This window comes from Ktedonobacterales bacterium (assembly GCA_036557285.1).
Classification (GTDB): domain Bacteria; phylum Chloroflexota; class Ktedonobacteria; order Ktedonobacterales; family DATBGS01; genus DATBHW01.
On sequence record DATBHW010000032.1, the window covers coordinates 1 to 18,217 of the forward strand.

Below are 18,217 nucleotides of genomic sequence, written 5' to 3' on the forward strand. Positions count from 1 at the left end.
TACAACCAGCGCCGACCACATCAGTCATTGGACTATCAGACTCCTGCTGAAGTGTATTTCACAGGAAGTAGCCGTTGAAGAACAGGGGGGACACACCTTCAAGACACCTTCTCCAGTGTCTTGACTTTGGGGTCCATCTTATTTCTCTCCAGGCGTCCTCAGCCGGGGAATGCTGGCGCCTTCCAGCCAACCAGCGCCAGCGCCCCGAAAGAGACGCCAACAGCCACGCCCGAAAACCAGCAATCTTACTTTGCCGTTACGCCTGGGCCTGATTGCGATTCCGGTTCAGGAGACTGGTCCTTCAAAGAAGACTATAGTGCTCTAAGCTGTACTCCGAGTGGGCTGAAGGTAAGCAGCCGCGTTGAAGGGAAGAACGGGCAAGTGTTTTTTAGGTGGCCTGGGCATGCATTTCCGCAGAACTACAGCATCGAGGCGGATGCCAGTAATTTGACAACCTCCGGCTTTGCTCTTCTTACGTGTGCAGGTATTGACGTGCGCGACACCTCCTCCGGGTCTTATGGGTTGTTTATTTGTCAGGGAGGTACCTGGAAGATTGATCGATATGACGCCCCGGATTTTAATGCTAAAGAAATCGCCAGTGGCAGCGATGCGAAGCTTTTCAATCTTTCTTCTTATCACTTGAAAGTGTCTGTGAACGGAACGATGCTGGAGATCAGGATTAATGGAGGAGCCACCTATATGGTGAATGACACGACCTACCTCGACACTGATAACATTGGTTTTACTGTTGATCCGCTCCAGGGCAATACCGGCTCTGCTGTGTTCAGCAATTTTTCGTATACGCCGGGGTGATTTCCAGGATAGAGAGTATTCACGCAGAGGCGGGCGCTCGCTCTCAAATGCTCCGTTTGCGCGGCGTTGGCCGCCTGGAAGGCGGCGCTATCAGTGGCGGCGCTACGAGCCAGGAGGAGTGGGAGAGGGTGAGGGCTGCGGGGTGGGCGAGGGTGTGGGGGAAGGCGATGGCTGGGTTGTTGGCGAGGGCGAGGGGGAAGGCGATGGCTGGGCTGTTGGCGAGGGAGATGGCTGGGCTGTTGGGGCGAAGGTTGGCGCGAGGGTGGGCGTGGGCAGCGTTGGGGAAGGGGTCGTTACGGCGGGGGATGTGGTTGGCAGGGCGAACCCTGGGAGATATTTGATGAGAAGATAGGCCCCGCCGACGATCAGCGCCAGAGCCAGCGCCAGACCAATGAAGACTTTGAGCGTGTTGCCAAAACCTTCCTGGGGGCCGGGGCCGCTCCGCGTGGAGGTTGACGGCTCGCGGTAGCGATCATCTCCCCATATGGGATCACTCATGCGTTCATTCCTCAGTTCATGCCTTGCCGCCAGATGCGAGGAGGCGGCGAAACAGCCTCACCGCCTCCTGGGGTACATCCGGGTCGCCGCCAGCCAGCCCCTAGCGATCTACGACAGGGGGTGGGTTCTCTGGCGGGGGCATCTGGATGACTTCGCCCTCGGCCACGACGGGGCCGGGCGCGGGGGTACTGGGAGGAACAGTGGGCTGGGCCGATGGGCCGCTTGCGCTTTCGCGTGGCGGCTGTTTCCATTGCTCCTGTTTCAATTCCTCTTTCGAGAGTCTGAGAGTGATTCCCATTGCGTTGCGCGCTTGAATGGCCGTACCAGGGAGAAAGAGTTCGTGGGTGAAGAGTCGGCCTTGCTCCACCACGAAGTAGCCGTCGCGCAGCGTGGAGAGGGTGACATGCCCTATTTTGTCTCCGTTGACATCGTAGACAGATGTCCCTTTGAGAATCTCCTCTGTTGGCGGGTTTGCGCCCGATGGTGTGTTCATCATAAAACAGCGGTCTCCTTTGCCTCTGGCCTTCCCTGGCTCGCCATTCCTATCTTACCACAGGTGTTGCACGTAGGATGCCAGGGAGATCGCGTTCAGGAGCCAAAGACGCTCTCGAACCAGGCGAGGACGGCAGGCCAGGCGGTATCGGGCAGGTCGAAGGCTTCATCTGGAGGCAGCATCATTCTTCAAGCAGGCTGGCAAACCAGTCGAGGACGGCGGGCCAGTCCTTTTCAGGGAGATCGTAAATGTCGGCGACTCGAAAGTGGGCAGCCAGCCCAGCAAGTACGTCGGCAATGGGATAGCCCTGGGCCTGGCGTAACTTGTCGGCGCGCTGATAGATATACGCCAGTCGTTGCCCTGACAAGCCTTTTGCCGGGCTGGCATTTCCCGCTTCAAGCGCGGTGATACGCAGCGCCTGACTCTGCTGGTCGTATTGCACCACCGCCACCTGGTTCTGTGTTTCCTCATACAAGGCTTTTAGATGGTCAATGAAGGTATATGCGTCCTGCCACACCGATTGAGGGAGAGGGGACGGATCGGGAGGAGGCGGGGCGCTCGCATTGTTCTCGCGCTCGGCAAAGGCTCGTTCAATCTCAGTAAACGCTTCGCGCTGCAACACCAGAGCCACTGGCCGTTTTGCCTCCGGCAGTCGGGAAATGTGCAGCCCAGTAGCCCAGACAGAAATTGCCCACGTATGCAGGATGTCTGTCGGTTGTGGTCCGCCTGGTGTATCCACGACGATAAGGACCAGCGCCTCTGACAATGCAGGGTTACGCTTAATGCGCGCCACCTGCCTGCCTTTATCAATGTCTAGCAAGGCACAGAGGGAACGCAGCGTAGCGCCTGTACGTCCGTCAGGCAGCCGCAGCGCGTCAATGGGTGGCTCGTTCTCCATAATCCGAACGGAAATGATACCAGGAAGATTTGTTTGCATTGTGTGTACACCTCTCTTCTATCAAGGGGGTGATGTTATGTCACCCCCTTTGCCAAAGGGGAGGACGTTATGTCACCCCCTTGGATAAAGGGGGGACCATAATGGTCCCCCCTTGGATAAAGGGGGGACCATTATGGTCCCCCCTTGGGGCAACCAAAAAACTTGGGGCAGGGGTATCCCCAGACATGTTCTCTGCCTCCTTGATGTGATCTCGCGCAGGCGGCGCGAGAAATGCAGCGGCCACCTCCTGATGCGCGCGGTCCGGGCGATGCTGTTCGCTCCGGGCTGTCAGGAGGTGGCCGTTGGGAGTCTATCGGGTGATAAAATGCCCACAGCCACATGTCCTGGCGACACCAGGAGTGGGGTGAGTGGCGCCGCCAGCGAATGTGACTGGCGGCGTCACACGGTATGGGGTTGTGTTAAGGTGCGATGGGTGTTTTCGTCGAACGCTAGATAGAGTATACCGATGGCTTCCTAGATTGTCAAGGCTTGTGGGCTATGGGGTTCTAGCAAACATGAGGTGTTGGCAAGCGAGGCATGGTACTTGTAGCGCCGCCATCCTGGCGGCCAGCGTTGGCCTGCTGGTCCGCTGGCCTGGAGGGCAAACGCTCGCCAGGGCGCAGCGTTGGCCGCCAGGAAGGCGGCGCTACAAGTGACCCCCGATAATTGGTGGAACCGGCTATGGGCGTTCGAGGAAGCGAAGGAGGCGGTAGCCGCCTTCTTCGATGTCAACGGCGAGTTCTTTGAGGTCTTCGGCGCGGCTGGTTTCGCCTTCGACCCAGGCGCTGCGCTCGCTGTTGTAGACCTCGGTGTGATAGGTTTTGCCCGCTTCTAGGGCTGAATCGAGGCGAAGCGGAACGAGCATGGTCTGGCGGGAGGCGGAGCCGAGGCAGACCATGATTTCGCCAGGGCGCTTGAAGGCGACGTGATGGGCGAGGGCGTGGAGGGCATAAATCTGTTCGGAGATGTCCTGGTGATAGACGTGTTTGGTATCGCCTTCGGAGGTTTCACAGTCGGCGGTGCAAAAGACGTGGAAGAAGTCTTGCTGGCGGGCGGCGAAGAAGGCGAGTTCGCGGCCATGATAGAAGAGGCGGCGGATGCCGACCCAGTGCCAGTCGCGGGGGAGGAGGGGGCTGAGGCGGATGGGGCCGACGCCGAGCATGACACCGCAGACGCCTTCGACGGCGGCCCAGAGGAAACGCGGTGGTTCCCAGGGGGAGAGGCGCATGCCGCGATTGACGAGAGATTCACCATCGATCCATTCGCTGAACTGGCCGGGGACGGTGTTATTTTTCTTGGGGTCGCGGAGGTAATGCTCGAAGCTGGCGCGCAGGGCGCGCACCATGAATTCGGGGTGGTAGGCTTTGGCGGCGAAGGCGTACCACCAGGTCACGCCGGGCCAGACGCCGCCCATGAGGCCATATTGCCCGTAGGGGTCGTAGTCGGGGCTGTCGCGGCTGACGGTGCGAATGCCGGCGGGGGTCCAGAAGTCGGGGCTGTTGAGGCGGCTGATGATGCGATAGGACACGTCGTCGGGGGCGACGCGAAAGATGACGGGGAAGAGTTCGTCGGAGGTGACGTCGGTGCGGCGGTTGCCATCAAGGTCAATGGTGAGGTAGTAGAGGCCGGTTTCAGGGTTGAGCAGGTTGACGTTAATGGCGGCGGTGAGCGCCTCGGCTGCCTGGCGGAAGTCGCTGGCGTCTTGCTGGCCCTGGCGCGTGCCGACTTCCGCGCCAAGGTGAGCGGCGGCGCGGAGCGCGGCGGCGCATTCGGCGTTGACTTCGGTGACAGCGCCGTTGAGGGTGTAGCCTTCGATGATGTTGCGCCAGCCGCAGATGCCTTCGACGCTTGTGCCGCGCGCGGTGCAGACGACGAGGCCGTATTTCTGGTCGGCGGGGATTGCGGGCAGTTCGGTGTCGCGCTGGCTGAGGATGTAGCGGGCGGCGCGGCGCACAGCGGGATACATCTGGCGCAGATAGGCGTCGTCGCCCGTTTCGCGGTAGTGATGGTTGACGGCGAGGATGAAGAGCGGGGTGTCGTCGTTGATGTTGAGGCCGTCATCGAATTGTTCGTTGGTGACGGCATGGTAGTATTCGATGATTTTGCCGCTGGGCTGCTGGCGCTGGGCAAAGGCGTCGAGCAGCCGCCGCGAGAACTCCGGGAGCAGGTGATCGCAGCCATAGACAAACCAGGCGGCATCGCGGCCCACGACGGCAGAGGAGCGGCTGGGGTCGTTGGTGAAGGCGGGGCCGGTGGGGTAGTCGGACATGACGCGCAGCATGTTGACTTTGGCCCAGGTGACGCCCTGGTTGATGATAGGGTCGGGGGTCATGACTTCGGTGACGCCGATGGCCCTGGTGTAGTATCTGGTGGTTTCGCGCAGGGCGCGCTCGTAGTTCCAGGCGTGGTCAAAGGTCTGGCGGGCGGCGGCTTCTCCCTGGGATGAAAAGGCGGTGATGAAGGCGAACTCGACGCGCTCGCCAGGCTCCAGGTCTACATCCACTTGCAGAGCGCCCAGGACATCGCCAGTGGCGGCGGTGTCGTTGTCGAGGGGGAAGACGTGGGTGGTTTCGTAAATCTGGCTGGCGTCGAAGGTGGTTTCCCAGCCGGAGACGTGGACAGTACGCCCGGAGATGCCGAAGACGCGCACCCAATCTGGCTGGCTGGCGTTTTTGGCGATGAGCGCGCCCTGGCAGAGATCAGGGTCGTAGGCGCTGGTGATGTCGGCAGGGGTAGCGCCGCGCAGGCGGGCATAGCCGTAGATGCGCAGCCGCCGGGTGAGGGTGGCGTGGTTGTGGAGAGCGACGATGTGATAGAGCAGGGGGGCTTCCAGATCGGGATGATGCCTGGCCTGGGCTGGCGCGGCGACGTGAGGGACGAAGACGGTTTCTTCTGCCTTGAGGCTGCCCGACAGGTCATAGAGATGGCGCTGGTAGGCGGGGTGAATCTCGAACTGGCCGCCCATTTCCTGGCGCAGATGGATAAAGGCGGTGGTGGGTTCGTCGTGGAGGGCGTATTGTTGGGCTTGCGGGGGGATACCTGGCAGCGGAATTGCTTCTTCGTTGGTGGTGGAGGCGTCGCTGGCTTGTGGGCTGGCGGATTGATTCGCCGCCAGGGACGGCGGCGGTACAGGCGGGTCGGCGGCTTCTTCGTGGCGGCCAGGGCGAATGATGCGATGGCCGACGCCGCTATAGCGCAGGCAGATGGAGCCAACGACAGTTTTGCCCAGGTGTCTGCTGAAGAGGGATTCCACGTCTCCGCTGCCTTTGGTTGTGACCCAGCAGCAGGTGTTGCCCAGGCTGGCGCCCATTTCAAGGTCGGTGTCGGGGACGAAGTAGGCGGGCAATTCTTCCAGATGGCGCGGCCTGGGGATGACGTGGTGACGCAGGGGTCCGGCGTCGTGGGCGTGAGAGGGAACGGCATGGGATTCCATGAAAACTCCTCCAGATGGGGGTGAGCAACCTGCTACCAAAAGTCGTCCTGGCTCGTATAGTAAAAGAGATTCTTTAGAAGAGCTTGAGAAGCACTGAAAATATGTTTGAGCGGTTGAAGGTGTTACTCTTGAACAGTGTAACATATCCGCTCGCCCGGTCTTATGCTCCCGAAAGGAGGGATGGTTTCTATGGCATCATCAAGTGGCCCGGTTGGGCCGGAAGCCCGGACGTTTTGTGGTTTCTGTGGATTTGGCGATAGACAGCCATTTACGTTCTGCCCGCGCTGTGGACGGCCCGCAGGTACGTTGAGCGAGCAGATGACGATGAATGAGCAGACACGGCCTTCGGGGTTGATGCCCCGGGGGACGGGGACGTTTGGGGAAGCGCCGACTCAGGCTGGCTCATATCCGTCCGGGTCTGTGGGCGCTGCGGCTGGGCTGATCAATGCGCAGACCATGACAGGGGCTGCGACGAGGCAGGCGCGGAGGGGCAGAAGGCGGGTGAGTGTGCTGACGGCGGCGCTGCTGGCGCTGCTGGTGGTGGGGTCGGCGAGCGCGTACTTTGTGTATACGGCGTTCTTTGCGTATAGTCCTACGGACTCGGCGCGCTATCTCCCCGCGACGACGCTCTTTTATTCGTCCTTCGACTTGCAGCAGGTGGAGCAGAATACGCATAACGTGAGCGAGGCGGATCTTTCCGGCGCGACGAATACGAGTGGCTTTGAGCAGATGACGGGGCTGGATTTCCATACCGATGTCGCGCCCTGGATTAAGCGGAGCTTCAGCTTCTCGCTGGTGGACATCACGCAGCAGCCCGCGCCAGGGGGGTTTGGGACGCGCACGATCTTTGAGACGGTGTTTTTGATTTCGACGCATGATACGAATGCGTCGAATGCGGCGATCCAGAAGATCATTACGAATCAGCAGCGGCAGTATGGGGTGAAGTTCAGGACGATTACCTATCAAAGCGTAACGCTCCAGAGCGATGTGGATTCGGTGGAGAGCCAGCAGGGCAATGGTTTTGGGAATCCGGCGAACAGGGCTGTGCCGCTGGTGCTGGGGATCGTGAAAGATCAGGTGATTATTGCCAATACGGTTGCGGTGGCGGAGCAGGTGGTGGATTACGCGAATGGGAAGAACGGGACGCTGGCGCAGGATTCGACGTTTACGGCTGCGATGGGGAAGCTGCCCGCTGATCGGTTTGGGACGCTGTATATCAATGTCAGCCAGGTAATGAATGATCTGCTTCATACGGGCGCCACTGGCGTTGCCGGGGTGGGGGCGGCGAATAATTATCCGGTGGGGTATGGTTCGCTGCAATTTACCAATGCGGGGATGCGCCTGAGCTTTACGCTGGAGGCGAAGGCTGGCACGCATGTGACGGAGCATCTGAACGGCGATACGAATGCGAGCGCCGGGGTGGTGCCTGCTAACGCGCTGCTGTTTGCGGGGCTGGGGAATCTGAACGGGTTCTATCATCAAGTGAAGGATGCGAGCAATGGGGCGGTGACAGATGAGAGCTTTACACGGGCAGTGGGCCTGGGGCCGGATGATCCGCTCTTCAATGCGCCGGTGAGTGTGGCGCTGCTGCCACCGAAGGCTGGTTCGGATCAGGTGGTTGAGCCGCTGGTGCTGCTGCACGCGACGGTGGATGCGACGACGGCGAGCGCGAAGGTGCAGCAGGCGGTGCAGAACCTGGGATATACGACGACGAGCAGCACGATCAGTGGGACGACGGTGACGGCGATTCACGCGCCGTCGCAGACGGTGTATTATACGCTGCTGGGACAAGACCTGGTGTTCGCGGGTGATAGCTACGGGATAAGTCAGGCTATTGATACGTTCCAGGGGCGGCTCTCCAGCCTGGCAGGGCTGTCAACGTTCAAGGAACTGGTGGCGCAGGCGCCGAAGGATAATGCGCTGACGGTGTTTATCGGTCTGGATACGCTGTCGAAGGCGACGGGGCCACTGGGCGATTTCTATCGGAATCTGGTGAAGCAGAGTGGGCTGCTGGCGAAGGCGACGGCGGCTTATCTGACCTATAGCTCGGATGACAGCGGGATTACGATTACCCAGGATCTCGCGCTGAAGTAGGCAGCCTCACCCGGCGCGTCTTCAGGAGTCGTTTCATGAGACATCCCGAATGTTATGAGATGCGGCTCGGCAACGCTGCTGGCTGGTGGCGCCGCTGGCGAGCAGCGGGAGCGTCCCCGGCGGAGCGCCGCCGTCCCGGCGGCTGAACGCTCCGCCAGCGATCACGCTCACCATGAGCGGCTCGGCTTGCCAGCGATGGCCGCCGGGACGGCGGCGCTCCGCACGAGGCGTTCGCTCGCCCTGCCAGCACACGCTCTGGCAGGATAAAATTCGGGATGTCTCATGGTTATCGTGTGTGAAGGGGGTAACGTGTGTTGGGAATGTCTGCTCAGCCGCCAGAGGGAAACCCGGACCGCCAGCAGGGCGGTGGAAACGACAATCAAGCGCCGGGTCAACTGCCGGGCCAGCCGCCCGCGCTGCCGCCGGGGGGGCATCCTGGGGAACTGGCTTTGCCGCCGGGGTCCGGGCCTGCGGCGCTGCCCCCAGGCGATACGCCGTATCTTCTGCTGCCCGCCCCCAGCGCCACGCCTTCATTTCCGCAGACAGGCCCGGCTGCGCCGCAGCCAACGAGCGCGGCGAATCCCTGGCTGGAGAGCCGTCGCTGGACGCTGCTGATTCTTGGGGCGTCGCTGGCGCTGCTGGTGGTGTGCGCTGTGCCGGTGTGGGGGTTCGCGTTCTGGTCGGTGTGGGCGAGCCACAGCCATGAGCCGCCGTCGGTGGTGGCGAGGCTGGACCCCGGCGGGCAAGGGGCAAGCGAGGCGCAGTGGTCGCCGGATGGGCGCTATCTGGCGGAGCAGGTGACGCTGGCCGGGGCGAAGGCTGGCGATCCGAAGGGGTCTGCGGTGGCGCTGTGGGATGTGGAGACGCGGCAGGAGGTGCGCCGCCTGGCGGGGGCGGATGGCGGTCTGGCGCCTGCGTGGTCGCCGGATGGGCTGTGGCTGGCAACGTCGGATGGGACACACGCGCTGCTGTGGCCGACGGTGGAGGTGGTTGCGCCGGGGGGGAATGCGCCGCCGTTTGCGCGGCTGGATGCGCCTGATCCGAACGAGGCGATTACGAGCCTGGCCTGGGCGAAGGATGGGCTGACGCTGGCGGTGGCCGATGAGGAGGGGCTGGGTATCTGGCAGCCTGTCGGGTCGGACTGGAAGCAGGCGCTGTATTTTCGGGATGGGGCATGCGCGACGGTTGTGTGCGGGCGCAGGCTGCTGTGGTCGCCGGATGGGCAATGGCTGCTGGCGGCTCCCTGGCATGGGAAGGATGGGGTGAGCGGGGTGGGGGTGTGGGATGCGCAGACGTGGAGCGAGGAACCGCTGCTGAAGGCTGCGGCTCCGCTGGCGTGGTCGCCGGATAGTTCGCTGGTGGTGGTGCGCAGCGGCGATGAGACGAAGCTGAGCGCGGTGCGCGCGGGAAGCTGGACGGTGGCGTGGACGCTTGACCCGAATGAGTATCTGCATCAGAGCTACGCGGTGTTTCCAGAGGCGGCAGGGTGGTCGCCGGATGGGCGCTGGCTGGTGGAGAGCGCGGATGGCTGGGTGAATCTGTGGAGGATGGATACGCGCGAGTCAATCTGGGTGTGGGAGGAGCAGCAGCGCAGCCAGGGCGTGTATACGGCTACGAGTGTGGCGTGGTCGCCGGATGCGCAAACGCTGGCGGTGACGACGGATGGGCTGGGGCGCGTGACACTGTATGATCTGAGCAATCCCGCGCCTCCGGTGTCTGCGCCGTAGGGTTGACTTTTCTGCCTGGTTCTGGTACACTTGCTTGCATACAATACTGCAATAGCCGCAGCCGCGAATAACAGCTACGGCTATTATGACCCAGGCGCCGGAGAGACCGACGCGCGAGGCTATTCTGCATTCTATGCCCCGCCTCGCTCCTCTGTCCAGCGCCTCAATGCAAACAGGAGGCGATCACGATGGACTCCCCCGACGCTTTGCCCGCAGGCCACCAGGCGGTATGTGAGGTACCCCCGCTGATTCGCAGCGTGACTCCCATCTTCGATAGGAGAAAACAGGACGGACGCACGTACACGTGCGTGTACGTGCGTGTGCGTGCGTAAAGGAGCGCCAGATGGACAATAACGTTTTGGTGCCAGTAGAACAAGCATTAGTTCCATTTTACGGGAGCGAAATTTTAGCAGCCCGTTTGCCTGATGGACAGATCGCCGCCAGCCTTGGCTCACTCTGTAGTATGCTCAAGCTGGCGAAACACGGGCAAATGGAACGCATTCGCAGAAATAAAGGCTTAGCTGAGCATTTACTCCTTATCCTCGTGAAAACGCCCGATGGGCCACAGCGGATAGAAGCCCTCGTAGGAGAGGAAGCTATTCGCTCCTGGGTGATGGGAATACAGATTAACCGGATCGCACCAGAAAAGCTCCCACTGATTCGCGTGTTGCAAGAGGAAGCCTATGAGACGCTTTTGCGCGCCCTCCTCAAGCCAGAAGCCGAGCAAACCACCAAGCCGTCGGAACCACAAGCAGCGCCTCTGCCCCCGCCGCCACACAGCGGGGCGGGGGCGGCGCAGGATTCGCCCTGGGAGCGACTGTTTGAGGTGCTGCATGATATTCGGCAGGAAGAGCAGATAAAGGATGAGCAACTGGCGCGCTATCAACGCGCGCAGGCTGAGCGATACGCGCTCGTTGAGGAGCGGCTTACGTCGCTTGGTGGCTTGGTCGAAGCGCCAGCGCAGGATGACGCTGCCGAATTGAGTCGGCTGTCGGCGTTTAGTGAAACGCATGTGGCAAATGTGAGAGAATTCTTCCGCTTGCTGGAGAGGGTGACAGGACGCACTCTGGCTCAGCTTGAGCAAGGGGTGAGTGACCCCTTTGGCGTGCCAACCTATCAACGCTCTTCCTGATGAGCAGTGGTCGGATGTGCTGGCGTGGGGTAAGGGGCTGGCGAGCGGGCCACAGGAAGGCAGCGGGGTGAAGGCCGCAGCGGTGAGCCGCCGAGACGGCGGCGGTACAGGCGGCGGCGTTCGCTGCGGCGCTGGTTTGGATGGGAATTAGCCGCGCAGGTTGAAGGCGAGGTTGATCCCCAGCACGACGAATCCAACGACGATGAGCGCCGCCAGGCCACTGTTGGCGGTGGTGATGGCGGATAGGGGGATGAGAAAGACGAGCGAGAGGATCGCCAGGAGCAGACGCAGCCCAAAGGCCGTATTCGGCAGGGGCGGCTCCTGGTGGGCGGCGGGAGAGAAGGGCTGCTGGTTGACCTTCTGCATGAAGGCTTCGATCAACTGGCGGTCATAGTCCGGGCCGATTTCGCGCTGGGCGGAGAGGGTGGCGCGGAGGTCGCGTTCAAGTTCGCGCGTGTCCACAAGCTTTTCCATGATGGCTGGCTCCTTCTGGTATCCAGGGGAACGGCTGCTCTGTTTTTATGGGGCGGCGCTGGCAGTGGCAGCCGCTCGTATGCAACAGGATTTGTTATAAGTATAGGGGGAAGCTGTGGCAGAAGTATGCCAAAAGTGTAGCAAGTTTGTGGCGGGCGGCTAGCTTTTGGGCGATCAGGCGCGGGCGGCGGAAAGGCCACAGCCGCAGGAGTCGCGGATGATGAGTTTGACGGGCAAGCGGATACGGTTGATGGCTCCTGGTGCGGTGGTGGCGCTGGCAGGCGCGGTTGATTCGTGCGGGAAGGTCCATCCTCTGGGGCGATAGACGCTGTAGGAGGTTTCGAGCAAGGTGAAAAGCTGCTCCATAGCGTAGCGGCCCATTTCGTAGAAGTCTTGCTTGATGGTGGTGAGCGGAAGCTGGCCGGGGGCGACGACGACGACGGATTCGGCCATGTCGGCGAGGTCGTCGAAGCCGACGAGGGCGACCTGGTCGGGGATGGAGATGTGGCGCTGCTGCGCAGCGGCGAGGACGCCATAGGCCATGAGGTCGCTGCTGGCGAAGATGGCGGTGGGGCGCTGTTCGGGTGGAAGAGAGAAGAGCTGTTCTGCGGTGCTTTGCCCGGTGACGGCGGTGAAGTCTCCTTCCAGAATGAGGGCGGGATCGAGGGGCAGGCCCGCTTCAGCGAGAGCCTGACAATACCCTTCGTGGCGTTCGCGGGAACAGAGCCATTTCATCGGCCCCTGGAGGTGGGCGATGCGCTGGTGTCCGTGTCCGATGAGGTGGCGAACGGCTTCGTAAGCGCCGGTGGTGTTGTCGGAGGTGATCCAGGGGATGGGGATTTTGCCCCAGGGAAGCTCAGTGGGGTGATACTGGTCGTCTATGACGACGAGTGGGATGGCTTTTTGGGTGAGGTGGGCGAGGTGGGCTGAGGCTTGCCCGGGAAAGACGGCGAGGACTCCGGCGGTCAGGTTGGCGCCGAGGAGACGGCTGATGGCTGGGATGCCGTCTTCGTCGGGAAGCTGGTCGTTCATGCGATAGAGGACGAGTTCGTAGGGGGTCAGGTCTATGCGGTCAGCGACGGCGCGCATGATTTCGGGGATGAAGAGCCAGGTGTAGGAGCGGACTAACATGCCGATGAGGTGGCTGCGCCCGCCAGCGAGGTTGGTGGCGCTGGCGCTGGGTACGAAGCCCTGTTCGTTCATGAGGCGCAGGATGCGCTCGCGGGTGGCGGGGTCCACGTCGGGTTTCGCGTTCAGGACGCGCGAGACGGTTGCTTTGGAGACGCCAGCCTGGCGGGCGATGTCGGCGATGGTGAGATGTTTTTCGGACATGGCTCCCCCCTCTCTGTTCACTTGGAATAAGTGTAGCAGATTGGGGGTACTTCAATCCAGGGGTATTTTCATCTAGATGTACTTCAATCCAGGGGTACTTCAATCTAGATGTGCTTTAATACAGATATATTTCAACCTAGATATACTTCACTGTATGCAGAGGGTTTTTCAGGTGATGCAGCATGCGCCGGATATGTCCGTGTTTCTGCTGCCTGGACAGTGAACTGATAGCCCTCTGTGTGGTCTGGGAGTGCGCAGGAGGCTGAAACAGCCAGGCTTCAGGCATCAGGGTTTTCACCAGACCGTGTACCGAGAGAAAGCTGAGAACAGCGCGTATCTCAGGATGGGTGCAGCGGGTTGCGTCTGCGAGGTCGGCAATGGTGACGGTCCCGTCACAGCGGTAGAGAATATCCTGCTGTAAGAGGGAGAGGGGTCGGGCGTGGTATTTGGCAAACGGGGTGCGCTGGTAGCGCAAGGTGAAATCAAAGCTAACGTCGGGGCGCATGAACATGGCTCCTTTCATCACTTGCCATGCCCATACGCCAGCGAGTACAATAGCCGTACCGGCGTATGGGTTTCCTATAGCTTGGTTCCCTATGGGCTGGTACTTTTGCCTGCCGTCCTAGTTCGCTCTAGGCGGCGGGCTGTTCTTTTTGTTCTCTCCTTTCTCTTGCTTCTTTCAAGGTAGCAAGAAGTTCATCGCGTGTGCATTGCAGCACTTCCACAAGCTGCTTTTGGTGAGCGAGACTTGGAAGCGCCAGACCATTCTCCCAGTACCAAACAGCCTGCTTTTTGACACCGCATTGTTTGGCTAAGTCGCTTTGTGAGAGATACAAACGCTCACGCAAGTCCTTAAACGTAGACATGGTGACGACTCCTTACAGCCAGATAGTCAACTCTTGTTAAATGAAGTATAGCACAGCCAAGAGAAGTGTGCCAGTTCTGGTACTTTTGGGGTTATTGGGGTTGTCACTTGTAGCGCCGCCTTCCAGGCGGCTCAACGCTGGCCTGCTGATGCGTTGGCCTGGAGGGCGAACGCTCGCCCTGGCGAATCGTTGGCCGCCAGGATGGCGGCGCTACAAGTGGCGTTGGTCTGGAGGGCGAACGCTCGCCCGGGCGAAGCGTTGAGCCGCCAGGATGGCGGCGCTACAAGTGGCGTTGGCCTGGAGGGCGGCGTGCGCGCGTGCGCAGCGGTGCGCCGCCAGGGACGGCGGCGGTACAGGCCCCCTCAGCCCCTTGCTGCCAGGGGGTGGCGGTACACGCAGACGGCGTTCGCGTGTACCGCCGGGGTTCGCCCAGGCGCAGCGTTGGCCGCCAGGATGGCGGCGCTACCAGTGGCGTTGGCCGCCAGGAAGGCGGCGCTACAAGTGATGGTCAGGTGGATATGGTCTCGCTTATGAGGTCGCGGCGGGACGGCGGTTCTTTCTGGCGGTATTCGGCGATATATCGCTCGAAGTTCCAGGTTTGCAGGAACTTTTCTGCTGCCTTGCGCCCGGCGTTATATAAGGCGAGGGCTTTTTCTGGAGAGAGGGTGAAGTCGGTGGTCTGGATGCCCAAGGTGGGGAGCATGATGGTGCGCACGAAGCTGTCGTTCTCCAGGTAGTAGCGGTCGTGGGCTTCCATCAAGGTTGCCAGGAGGCTTTTGAGGTAGTCAACGATGCTGAGGCGGGAGACCTGTCTGGCGGGGAGCCAGCCGTCGGGCGAGCGGCGCGGTTCGTCTTCGACGAGGCGCATGCCGAAGGTGGGCCATTCGGGAGTGGGGCCGGAGTCGAAGAGCCAGACGGGGAAGTCGGAGAGCATGCCGCCGTCGGTGATGAAGGCGGATGATCTGGTCTGCGGGTTGCGCCAGATGACGGGCTTGAAGTAGAGGGCGAGGCTCATGCTCATGCGCACGGCCCAGGCGACTTCGAGGTCATCGGGGTTGGCTATGCCCAGCTTTGGCGCGTCTTGTGGAAGGACGAGCATGCGCCGCCCCATGAGGTCTGAGGCGATCATCTGGACTTTGTAGCGGTAGCGCGGTTGATCGGCGAAGTCTGGGTGGATGAGGTCGCGGAAGGTGCGCACGCCTTTTTTTTCGAGCATCTGACGCATCCAGTTGAGAAAGGCGTCGCCTTTGTAGATGCCGCGCTGGAAGACGATGCTTAAAAAGTTGCCCGCGAGGGGGATGTGGGAAAGCCAGGTGCCATCGAGGAACTGAGAAAAGTCATGCTGCTTCAAGATGGTGTAGAGTTCCTGGTGGGGGTAGCCAGCGGCATAGAGGGTGGCGACGATGGCCCCGGCGGAGGTTCCGGCGAGGTTTTGGGGTTGGTAGCCATGTTCTTCGAGGACGGCGAGGCCGCCGACGAGGGCGATGCCTTTGACGCCTCCTCCTTCAAGGACTAAATCTACTCTTTTCTGATTGGTTGGGCTGGACATGGCGCGCCTCCTGATGTACAGATGCGCTCTTTTGGTTTCCCCTCTTTCAGTATACTGCCGGTGTCAAGCGAGCGTGGGAGCGTGCCAGGTTCAGGATTGGTTCTGAACGGTTTTTTCGAGGATGACATAGGCGAAGAGGCGGTGGAAGCCAAGTTTTTCGTTGAGGGCGAGCGTGATGGGTTCGCTGTGGTTGGTGAAGGTGGTGAGGGTTTTGTAGCCGAGGCGCAGGGCGGCGTCTATGGTGCAGAGGCGCAGGGCGGTGGCGATGCCTTGTCGGCGGAAGTCGGGCAGAACGCCGGTCCAGTGTTGCAAGGCTTGTTCGGGGTCGCCTTCGATGTAGGCAAGGGCGCTGAGGCCGATGAGGCGATCATCTTTCCTGGCGATAAAAAAGCCCTGGGGCATGATGCGGGGGCGGTCCAGACGCTGTACGAAGTCCTGAAAGGTGAGGGGGGTGTAGACATCATCAAGGACGGCGTTATACAGGTCGTGGAGCCGCCGGGCGATGTTGCGGCTGCGCAGGCGTTCTTCTTCGAGGCTGCTGATGATGATGCCGCGCGCGGCGACTCTATCTACGATGGAGACCATCTGGGTGATGTTGGCTTTTGCCAGGGTGAGGCGCAGTTCTCTGATGAGGCTGGTTTGGACGAAGCCGCGCTCCTGAACGAAGCCGAGCAGTTCGGTGTCTTGTTGATATTCTTGCATCCAGAGGCTGGAGACTTTGAGGGTTTCTACGTCGCTCATGAGGCGGCCATAGAGGGCGCGCCCGACGCCGCTGCGCAGGTAGCCGGGCAGGACGATGAGATAGAGTCTGAGGCGCTGGGGTGGGTCTGATCCCTGTTGTTCGATGGCGCCGTAGCCGACGATGTCGTGGGTGTCGGTGTCAACGACGACGTAGTGCCGTCGGCGGAACAGTTGCTCGTCAATCTGTTTGCGTTCGCGCAGCCAACGCTGGTTGCCTTCGGGGTCGTAGGGGATGGCGGCGTGTGCAATAGCCAGAACGGCTTCGCTATACTCTTCAATAAATGGGCGCAATACGAATGCCATGCGCGTTTCGCTCCCTGGGGTTGGTTGCTGCTGGCGCGGGGTTGTGTAACTCAGAGTGATAATAGACCCAATGGAGACTCGGTGTCAAGTCCTGTTAGGATTTCTGGATACATCTGACCTATTTGGGGGGATGGTGATTGCTAGAAGGGTACACCACCTCCGTACAGGTAGTTAGGATTGGGGCTGAATCGCTATTTATCCTGATTACGTGGGGGCTTCGTAACACCCTTCGTAACGTTTTCGAGACGGGGGTATGGTACGATAGGCGCATGGAAAGCGTCTGCCATATCTGGTGCAAAGGGGCCTGCCTATGAGTCTTTCCCCTGGTTCAGCAGGAGCCATCACAGGCGCCAGCCCATCCAGGGGCGACGAGCCGCGCCTGCATGGGGTCATGCTGTTCCTGGCGCGCGGCGTCTGGCTCTTGCTGGCCGCAGGGCTGCTTGCCAATTTCATTGCCAGCATTCCTGCCTATTATGCCCAGCAGCATGTCATCTGTGACGCTCCAGTCCACTGCCTCGAAGCCGATCAAGCGACCCCAGGCAAGCTGCTGGCGCTTCAGCGGCTGGGCCTCTCACTGGATGATTTTGCCTTCTCCACCGTTGGTTTACAGATCGCCGTTGCGCTGGTCTTCCTGATGATGGGCGCGCTGCTCTTCTGGCGCAAGTCGAATACCTGGCTGGGCCTCTCGGCCTCCTTCTTTCTGGTCCTGCTGGGCTGCTCTGGTACCTTGGAGAGCCTGGCAGGCGCTTTTGCCACAGCGGACTCACCGCTGGCGCTGCGGCTGCTGGCCTTGCTGGTTCACGGCGCGGAACTCCCGGCGCTGGGGATATTTCTGCTGATCTTCCCCACCGGGCGTTTTACTCCGCGCTGGACCTGGGTCGTGAGTGTGTGGTGGACCGCGCACATCCTGTCCTTCAACCTCCCAGCGCCGTATAACTTCAACTACTGGCCGCCTGTGCTTGAAGCAGTTGACCTGCTGCTGCTGCTTGGCAGTGCGATTGCCATCCAGATCTATCGCTATCGTCGCGTCTATACGCCCACGGCGCGCCAGCAGACCAAATGGCTGGCCTCTGGCTTTACGGGCGGCGCGCTGCTCTTTCTGTTCTTCAGCTTTGGGCTGCCCATCGTTCCAGGACTCAACGCGCCCGATTCGCCCTTGCAACTGCTGGATTCGGTGAGTGGGGCGCTGCTCTTTAGCAGCATCCCGGTTGGGGTCGGTATCGCCATCATGCGCTATCGCCTCTGGGACATTGACACCCTCATCAGTAAGGTGCTGGTCTATGGCCTGCTGACAGTGCTGCTGGGCGCGCTCTACGCGGGTCTCATCATCGGGTTGACGAGCCTGGCCGGGGCGATTACTGGCGGTCAGGCAACAAATCAGCCAGTGGCGCTGGTCATTTCCACGCTGGCAATCGCCGCGCTGTTCCAGCCCGTGCGCAGGCGCATCCAGAATATCATTGACCGCCGCTTCTATCGCAAGAAGTACGACGCTGAAAAGACGCTGGCCGCCTTCAGCGCCACGCTGCGCCAGGAGACAGATTTAGATCAGTTGCGTGAGCAGCTCATCGCTGTGGTGCAGGAGACCATGCAACCAGCGCACGTCTCGCTGTGGCTGCGCCCGCCGGAACGACCAAGGGCAGCCATGCCCCACCACCTGAAGCCACCCGGGCCAGTGTCCGCTGAGCCAGGCGATGGCTGAGGAGAAGCTCAACTTGAAGAGCAGGCGCGGCGTCTGTACCTGTAGCGCCGCCTTCCAGGCGGCTCAACGCTGGCCTGTTGGCGCGGTGGCCTGGAGGGGCGGCGTGCGCGCGGGCGTAGCGGTGGC

18 protein-coding genes are annotated in these 18,217 nt (G+C 61.1%); 8 read left to right on the forward strand and 10 right to left on the reverse strand.

Annotation, left to right across the window (positions count from 1 at the left end; translation table 11 throughout):
* The first annotated feature begins 126 nt into the window (after positions 1–126).
* Entirely contained in the window at positions 127–813 is a 687-nt protein-coding gene (locus VH599_09135) for a hypothetical protein (protein HEY7348462.1), read from the forward strand.
* Positions 814–915: 102 nt separating this feature from the next.
* Here the strand turns inward: VH599_09135 and VH599_09140 are convergent, their stop codons facing one another.
* The 3 genes from VH599_09140 to VH599_09150 form a co-directional block, all read right to left on the reverse strand.
* Positions 916–1,311: a hypothetical protein gene (locus VH599_09140; protein ID HEY7348463.1), complete on the reverse strand. Its 396-nt coding sequence runs from the start codon at positions 1,309–1,311 to the stop codon at positions 916–918.
* Positions 1,312–1,411: 100 nt separating this feature from the next.
* Positions 1,412–1,807 carry a hypothetical protein gene (locus VH599_09145; protein HEY7348464.1) on the reverse strand — a complete coding sequence of 132 codons (396 nt, stop codon included), beginning with the start codon at positions 1,805–1,807 and terminating at the stop codon, positions 1,412–1,414.
* Between the two features lie 178 nt (positions 1,808–1,985).
* The gene (locus VH599_09150) at positions 1,986–2,741 is read right to left on the reverse strand and encodes a hypothetical protein (GenBank protein ID HEY7348465.1); all 756 of its coding nucleotides are present in this window, start codon (positions 2,739–2,741) and stop codon (positions 1,986–1,988) included.
* Positions 2,742–3,278: 537 nt separating this feature from the next.
* On the opposite strand from VH599_09150, the gene VH599_09155 reads away from it, so the two are divergent.
* On the forward strand, positions 3,279–3,407 hold the full coding sequence (locus VH599_09155; protein HEY7348466.1) for a hypothetical protein: 129 nt from the start codon (positions 3,279–3,281) through the stop codon (positions 3,405–3,407).
* Between the two features lie 13 nt (positions 3,408–3,420).
* Here VH599_09155 and VH599_09160 read toward each other — a convergent pair whose 3' ends face one another.
* On the reverse strand, positions 3,421–6,174 hold the full coding sequence (locus VH599_09160; GenBank protein ID HEY7348467.1) for an amylo-alpha-1,6-glucosidase: 2,754 nt from the start codon (positions 6,172–6,174) through the stop codon (positions 3,421–3,423).
* Positions 6,175–6,363: 189 nt separating this feature from the next.
* Here VH599_09160 and VH599_09165 point away from each other — a divergent pair, with 189 nt between their 5' ends.
* From VH599_09165 to VH599_09185, 5 genes are all read left to right on the forward strand, one after another.
* Complete coding sequence (locus VH599_09165; protein HEY7348468.1) at positions 6,364–8,268, forward strand: DUF3352 domain-containing protein; 1,905 nt, start codon at positions 6,364–6,366, stop codon at positions 8,266–8,268.
* 54 nt (positions 8,269–8,322) lie between these two features.
* On the forward strand, positions 8,323–8,535 hold the full coding sequence (locus VH599_09170) for a hypothetical protein (GenBank protein HEY7348469.1): 213 nt from the start codon (positions 8,323–8,325) through the stop codon (positions 8,533–8,535).
* Between the two features lie 44 nt (positions 8,536–8,579).
* Positions 8,580–9,995, forward strand: a complete 1,416-nt coding sequence (locus VH599_09175) for a hypothetical protein (protein ID HEY7348470.1) — start codon at positions 8,580–8,582, stop codon at positions 9,993–9,995.
* Positions 9,996–10,338: 343 nt separating this feature from the next.
* On the forward strand, positions 10,339–11,127 hold the full coding sequence (locus tag VH599_09180; GenBank protein ID HEY7348471.1) for a phage antirepressor N-terminal domain-containing protein: 789 nt from the start codon (positions 10,339–10,341) through the stop codon (positions 11,125–11,127).
* Complete coding sequence (locus VH599_09185) at positions 11,096–11,278, forward strand: hypothetical protein (protein HEY7348472.1); 183 nt, start codon at positions 11,096–11,098, stop codon at positions 11,276–11,278. Before VH599_09180 ends, VH599_09185 begins: the two co-directional genes overlap by 32 nt.
* On the opposite strand, the gene VH599_09190 is transcribed toward VH599_09185, so the two are convergent.
* From VH599_09190 to VH599_09215, 6 genes are all read right to left on the reverse strand, one after another.
* Positions 11,275–11,601 carry a hypothetical protein gene (locus VH599_09190; GenBank protein ID HEY7348473.1) on the reverse strand — a complete coding sequence of 109 codons (327 nt, stop codon included), beginning with the start codon at positions 11,599–11,601 and terminating at the stop codon, positions 11,275–11,277. The two genes, VH599_09185 and VH599_09190, sit on opposite strands and share 4 nt — an antisense overlap.
* A gap of 174 nt (positions 11,602–11,775) precedes the next feature.
* Entirely contained in the window at positions 11,776–12,933 is a 1,158-nt protein-coding gene (locus VH599_09195) for a LacI family DNA-binding transcriptional regulator (GenBank protein HEY7348474.1), read from the reverse strand.
* A 136-nt stretch (positions 12,934–13,069) separates the two neighbouring features.
* Positions 13,070–13,438 carry a hypothetical protein gene (locus VH599_09200; protein ID HEY7348475.1) on the reverse strand — a complete coding sequence of 123 codons (369 nt, stop codon included), beginning with the start codon at positions 13,436–13,438 and terminating at the stop codon, positions 13,070–13,072.
* Positions 13,439–13,565: 127 nt separating this feature from the next.
* On the reverse strand, positions 13,566–13,799 hold the full coding sequence (locus tag VH599_09205; GenBank protein HEY7348476.1) for a helix-turn-helix transcriptional regulator: 234 nt from the start codon (positions 13,797–13,799) through the stop codon (positions 13,566–13,568).
* A gap of 508 nt (positions 13,800–14,307) precedes the next feature.
* Positions 14,308–15,348 carry a patatin-like phospholipase family protein gene (locus VH599_09210; protein ID HEY7348477.1) on the reverse strand — a complete coding sequence of 347 codons (1,041 nt, stop codon included), beginning with the start codon at positions 15,346–15,348 and terminating at the stop codon, positions 14,308–14,310.
* A gap of 90 nt (positions 15,349–15,438) precedes the next feature.
* Complete coding sequence (locus VH599_09215) at positions 15,439–16,392, reverse strand: GNAT family N-acetyltransferase (protein ID HEY7348478.1); 954 nt, start codon at positions 16,390–16,392, stop codon at positions 15,439–15,441.
* A 310-nt stretch (positions 16,393–16,702) separates the two neighbouring features.
* On the opposite strand from VH599_09215, the gene VH599_09220 reads away from it, so the two are divergent.
* Complete coding sequence (locus VH599_09220; GenBank protein ID HEY7348479.1) at positions 16,703–18,091, forward strand: hypothetical protein; 1,389 nt, start codon at positions 16,703–16,705, stop codon at positions 18,089–18,091.
* Positions 18,092–18,217: the final 126 nt, after the last annotated feature.

What these genes read in the sequence shown, in the direction of transcription:
- VH599_09140 (HEY7348463.1), bottom strand. Translation starts at nt 1,311, where the DNA reads ATGAGTGATCCCATATGGGGAGATGATCGCTACCGCGAGCCGTCAACC.
- VH599_09145 (HEY7348464.1), bottom strand. Translation starts at nt 1,807, where the DNA reads ATGATGAACACACCATCGGGCGCAAACCCGCCAACAGAGGAGATTCTC.
- VH599_09150 (HEY7348465.1), bottom strand. Translation starts at nt 2,741, where the DNA reads ATGCAAACAAATCTTCCTGGTATCATTTCCGTTCGGATTATGGAGAAC.
- VH599_09155 (HEY7348466.1), top strand. Translation starts at nt 3,279, where the DNA reads ATGGTACTTGTAGCGCCGCCATCCTGGCGGCCAGCGTTGGCCTGCTGG.
- VH599_09160 (HEY7348467.1), bottom strand. Translation starts at nt 6,174, where the DNA reads ATGGAATCCCATGCCGTTCCCTCTCACGCCCACGACGCCGGACCCCTG.
- VH599_09165 (HEY7348468.1), top strand. Translation starts at nt 6,364, where the DNA reads ATGGCATCATCAAGTGGCCCGGTTGGGCCGGAAGCCCGGACGTTTTGT.
- VH599_09170 (HEY7348469.1), top strand. Translation starts at nt 8,323, where the DNA reads ATGAGATGCGGCTCGGCAACGCTGCTGGCTGGTGGCGCCGCTGGCGAG.
- VH599_09180 (HEY7348471.1), top strand. Translation starts at nt 10,339, where the DNA reads ATGGACAATAACGTTTTGGTGCCAGTAGAACAAGCATTAGTTCCATTT.
- VH599_09190 (HEY7348473.1), bottom strand. Translation starts at nt 11,601, where the DNA reads ATGGAAAAGCTTGTGGACACGCGCGAACTTGAACGCGACCTCCGCGCC.
- VH599_09195 (HEY7348474.1), bottom strand. Translation starts at nt 12,933, where the DNA reads ATGTCCGAAAAACATCTCACCATCGCCGACATCGCCCGCCAGGCTGGC.
- VH599_09200 (HEY7348475.1), bottom strand. Translation starts at nt 13,438, where the DNA reads ATGCGCCCCGACGTTAGCTTTGATTTCACCTTGCGCTACCAGCGCACC.
- VH599_09205 (HEY7348476.1), bottom strand. Translation starts at nt 13,799, where the DNA reads ATGTCTACGTTTAAGGACTTGCGTGAGCGTTTGTATCTCTCACAAAGC.
- VH599_09210 (HEY7348477.1), bottom strand. Translation starts at nt 15,348, where the DNA reads ATGTCCAGCCCAACCAATCAGAAAAGAGTAGATTTAGTCCTTGAAGGA.
- VH599_09215 (HEY7348478.1), bottom strand. Translation starts at nt 16,392, where the DNA reads ATGGCATTCGTATTGCGCCCATTTATTGAAGAGTATAGCGAAGCCGTT.
- VH599_09220 (HEY7348479.1), top strand. Translation starts at nt 16,703, where the DNA reads ATGAGTCTTTCCCCTGGTTCAGCAGGAGCCATCACAGGCGCCAGCCCA.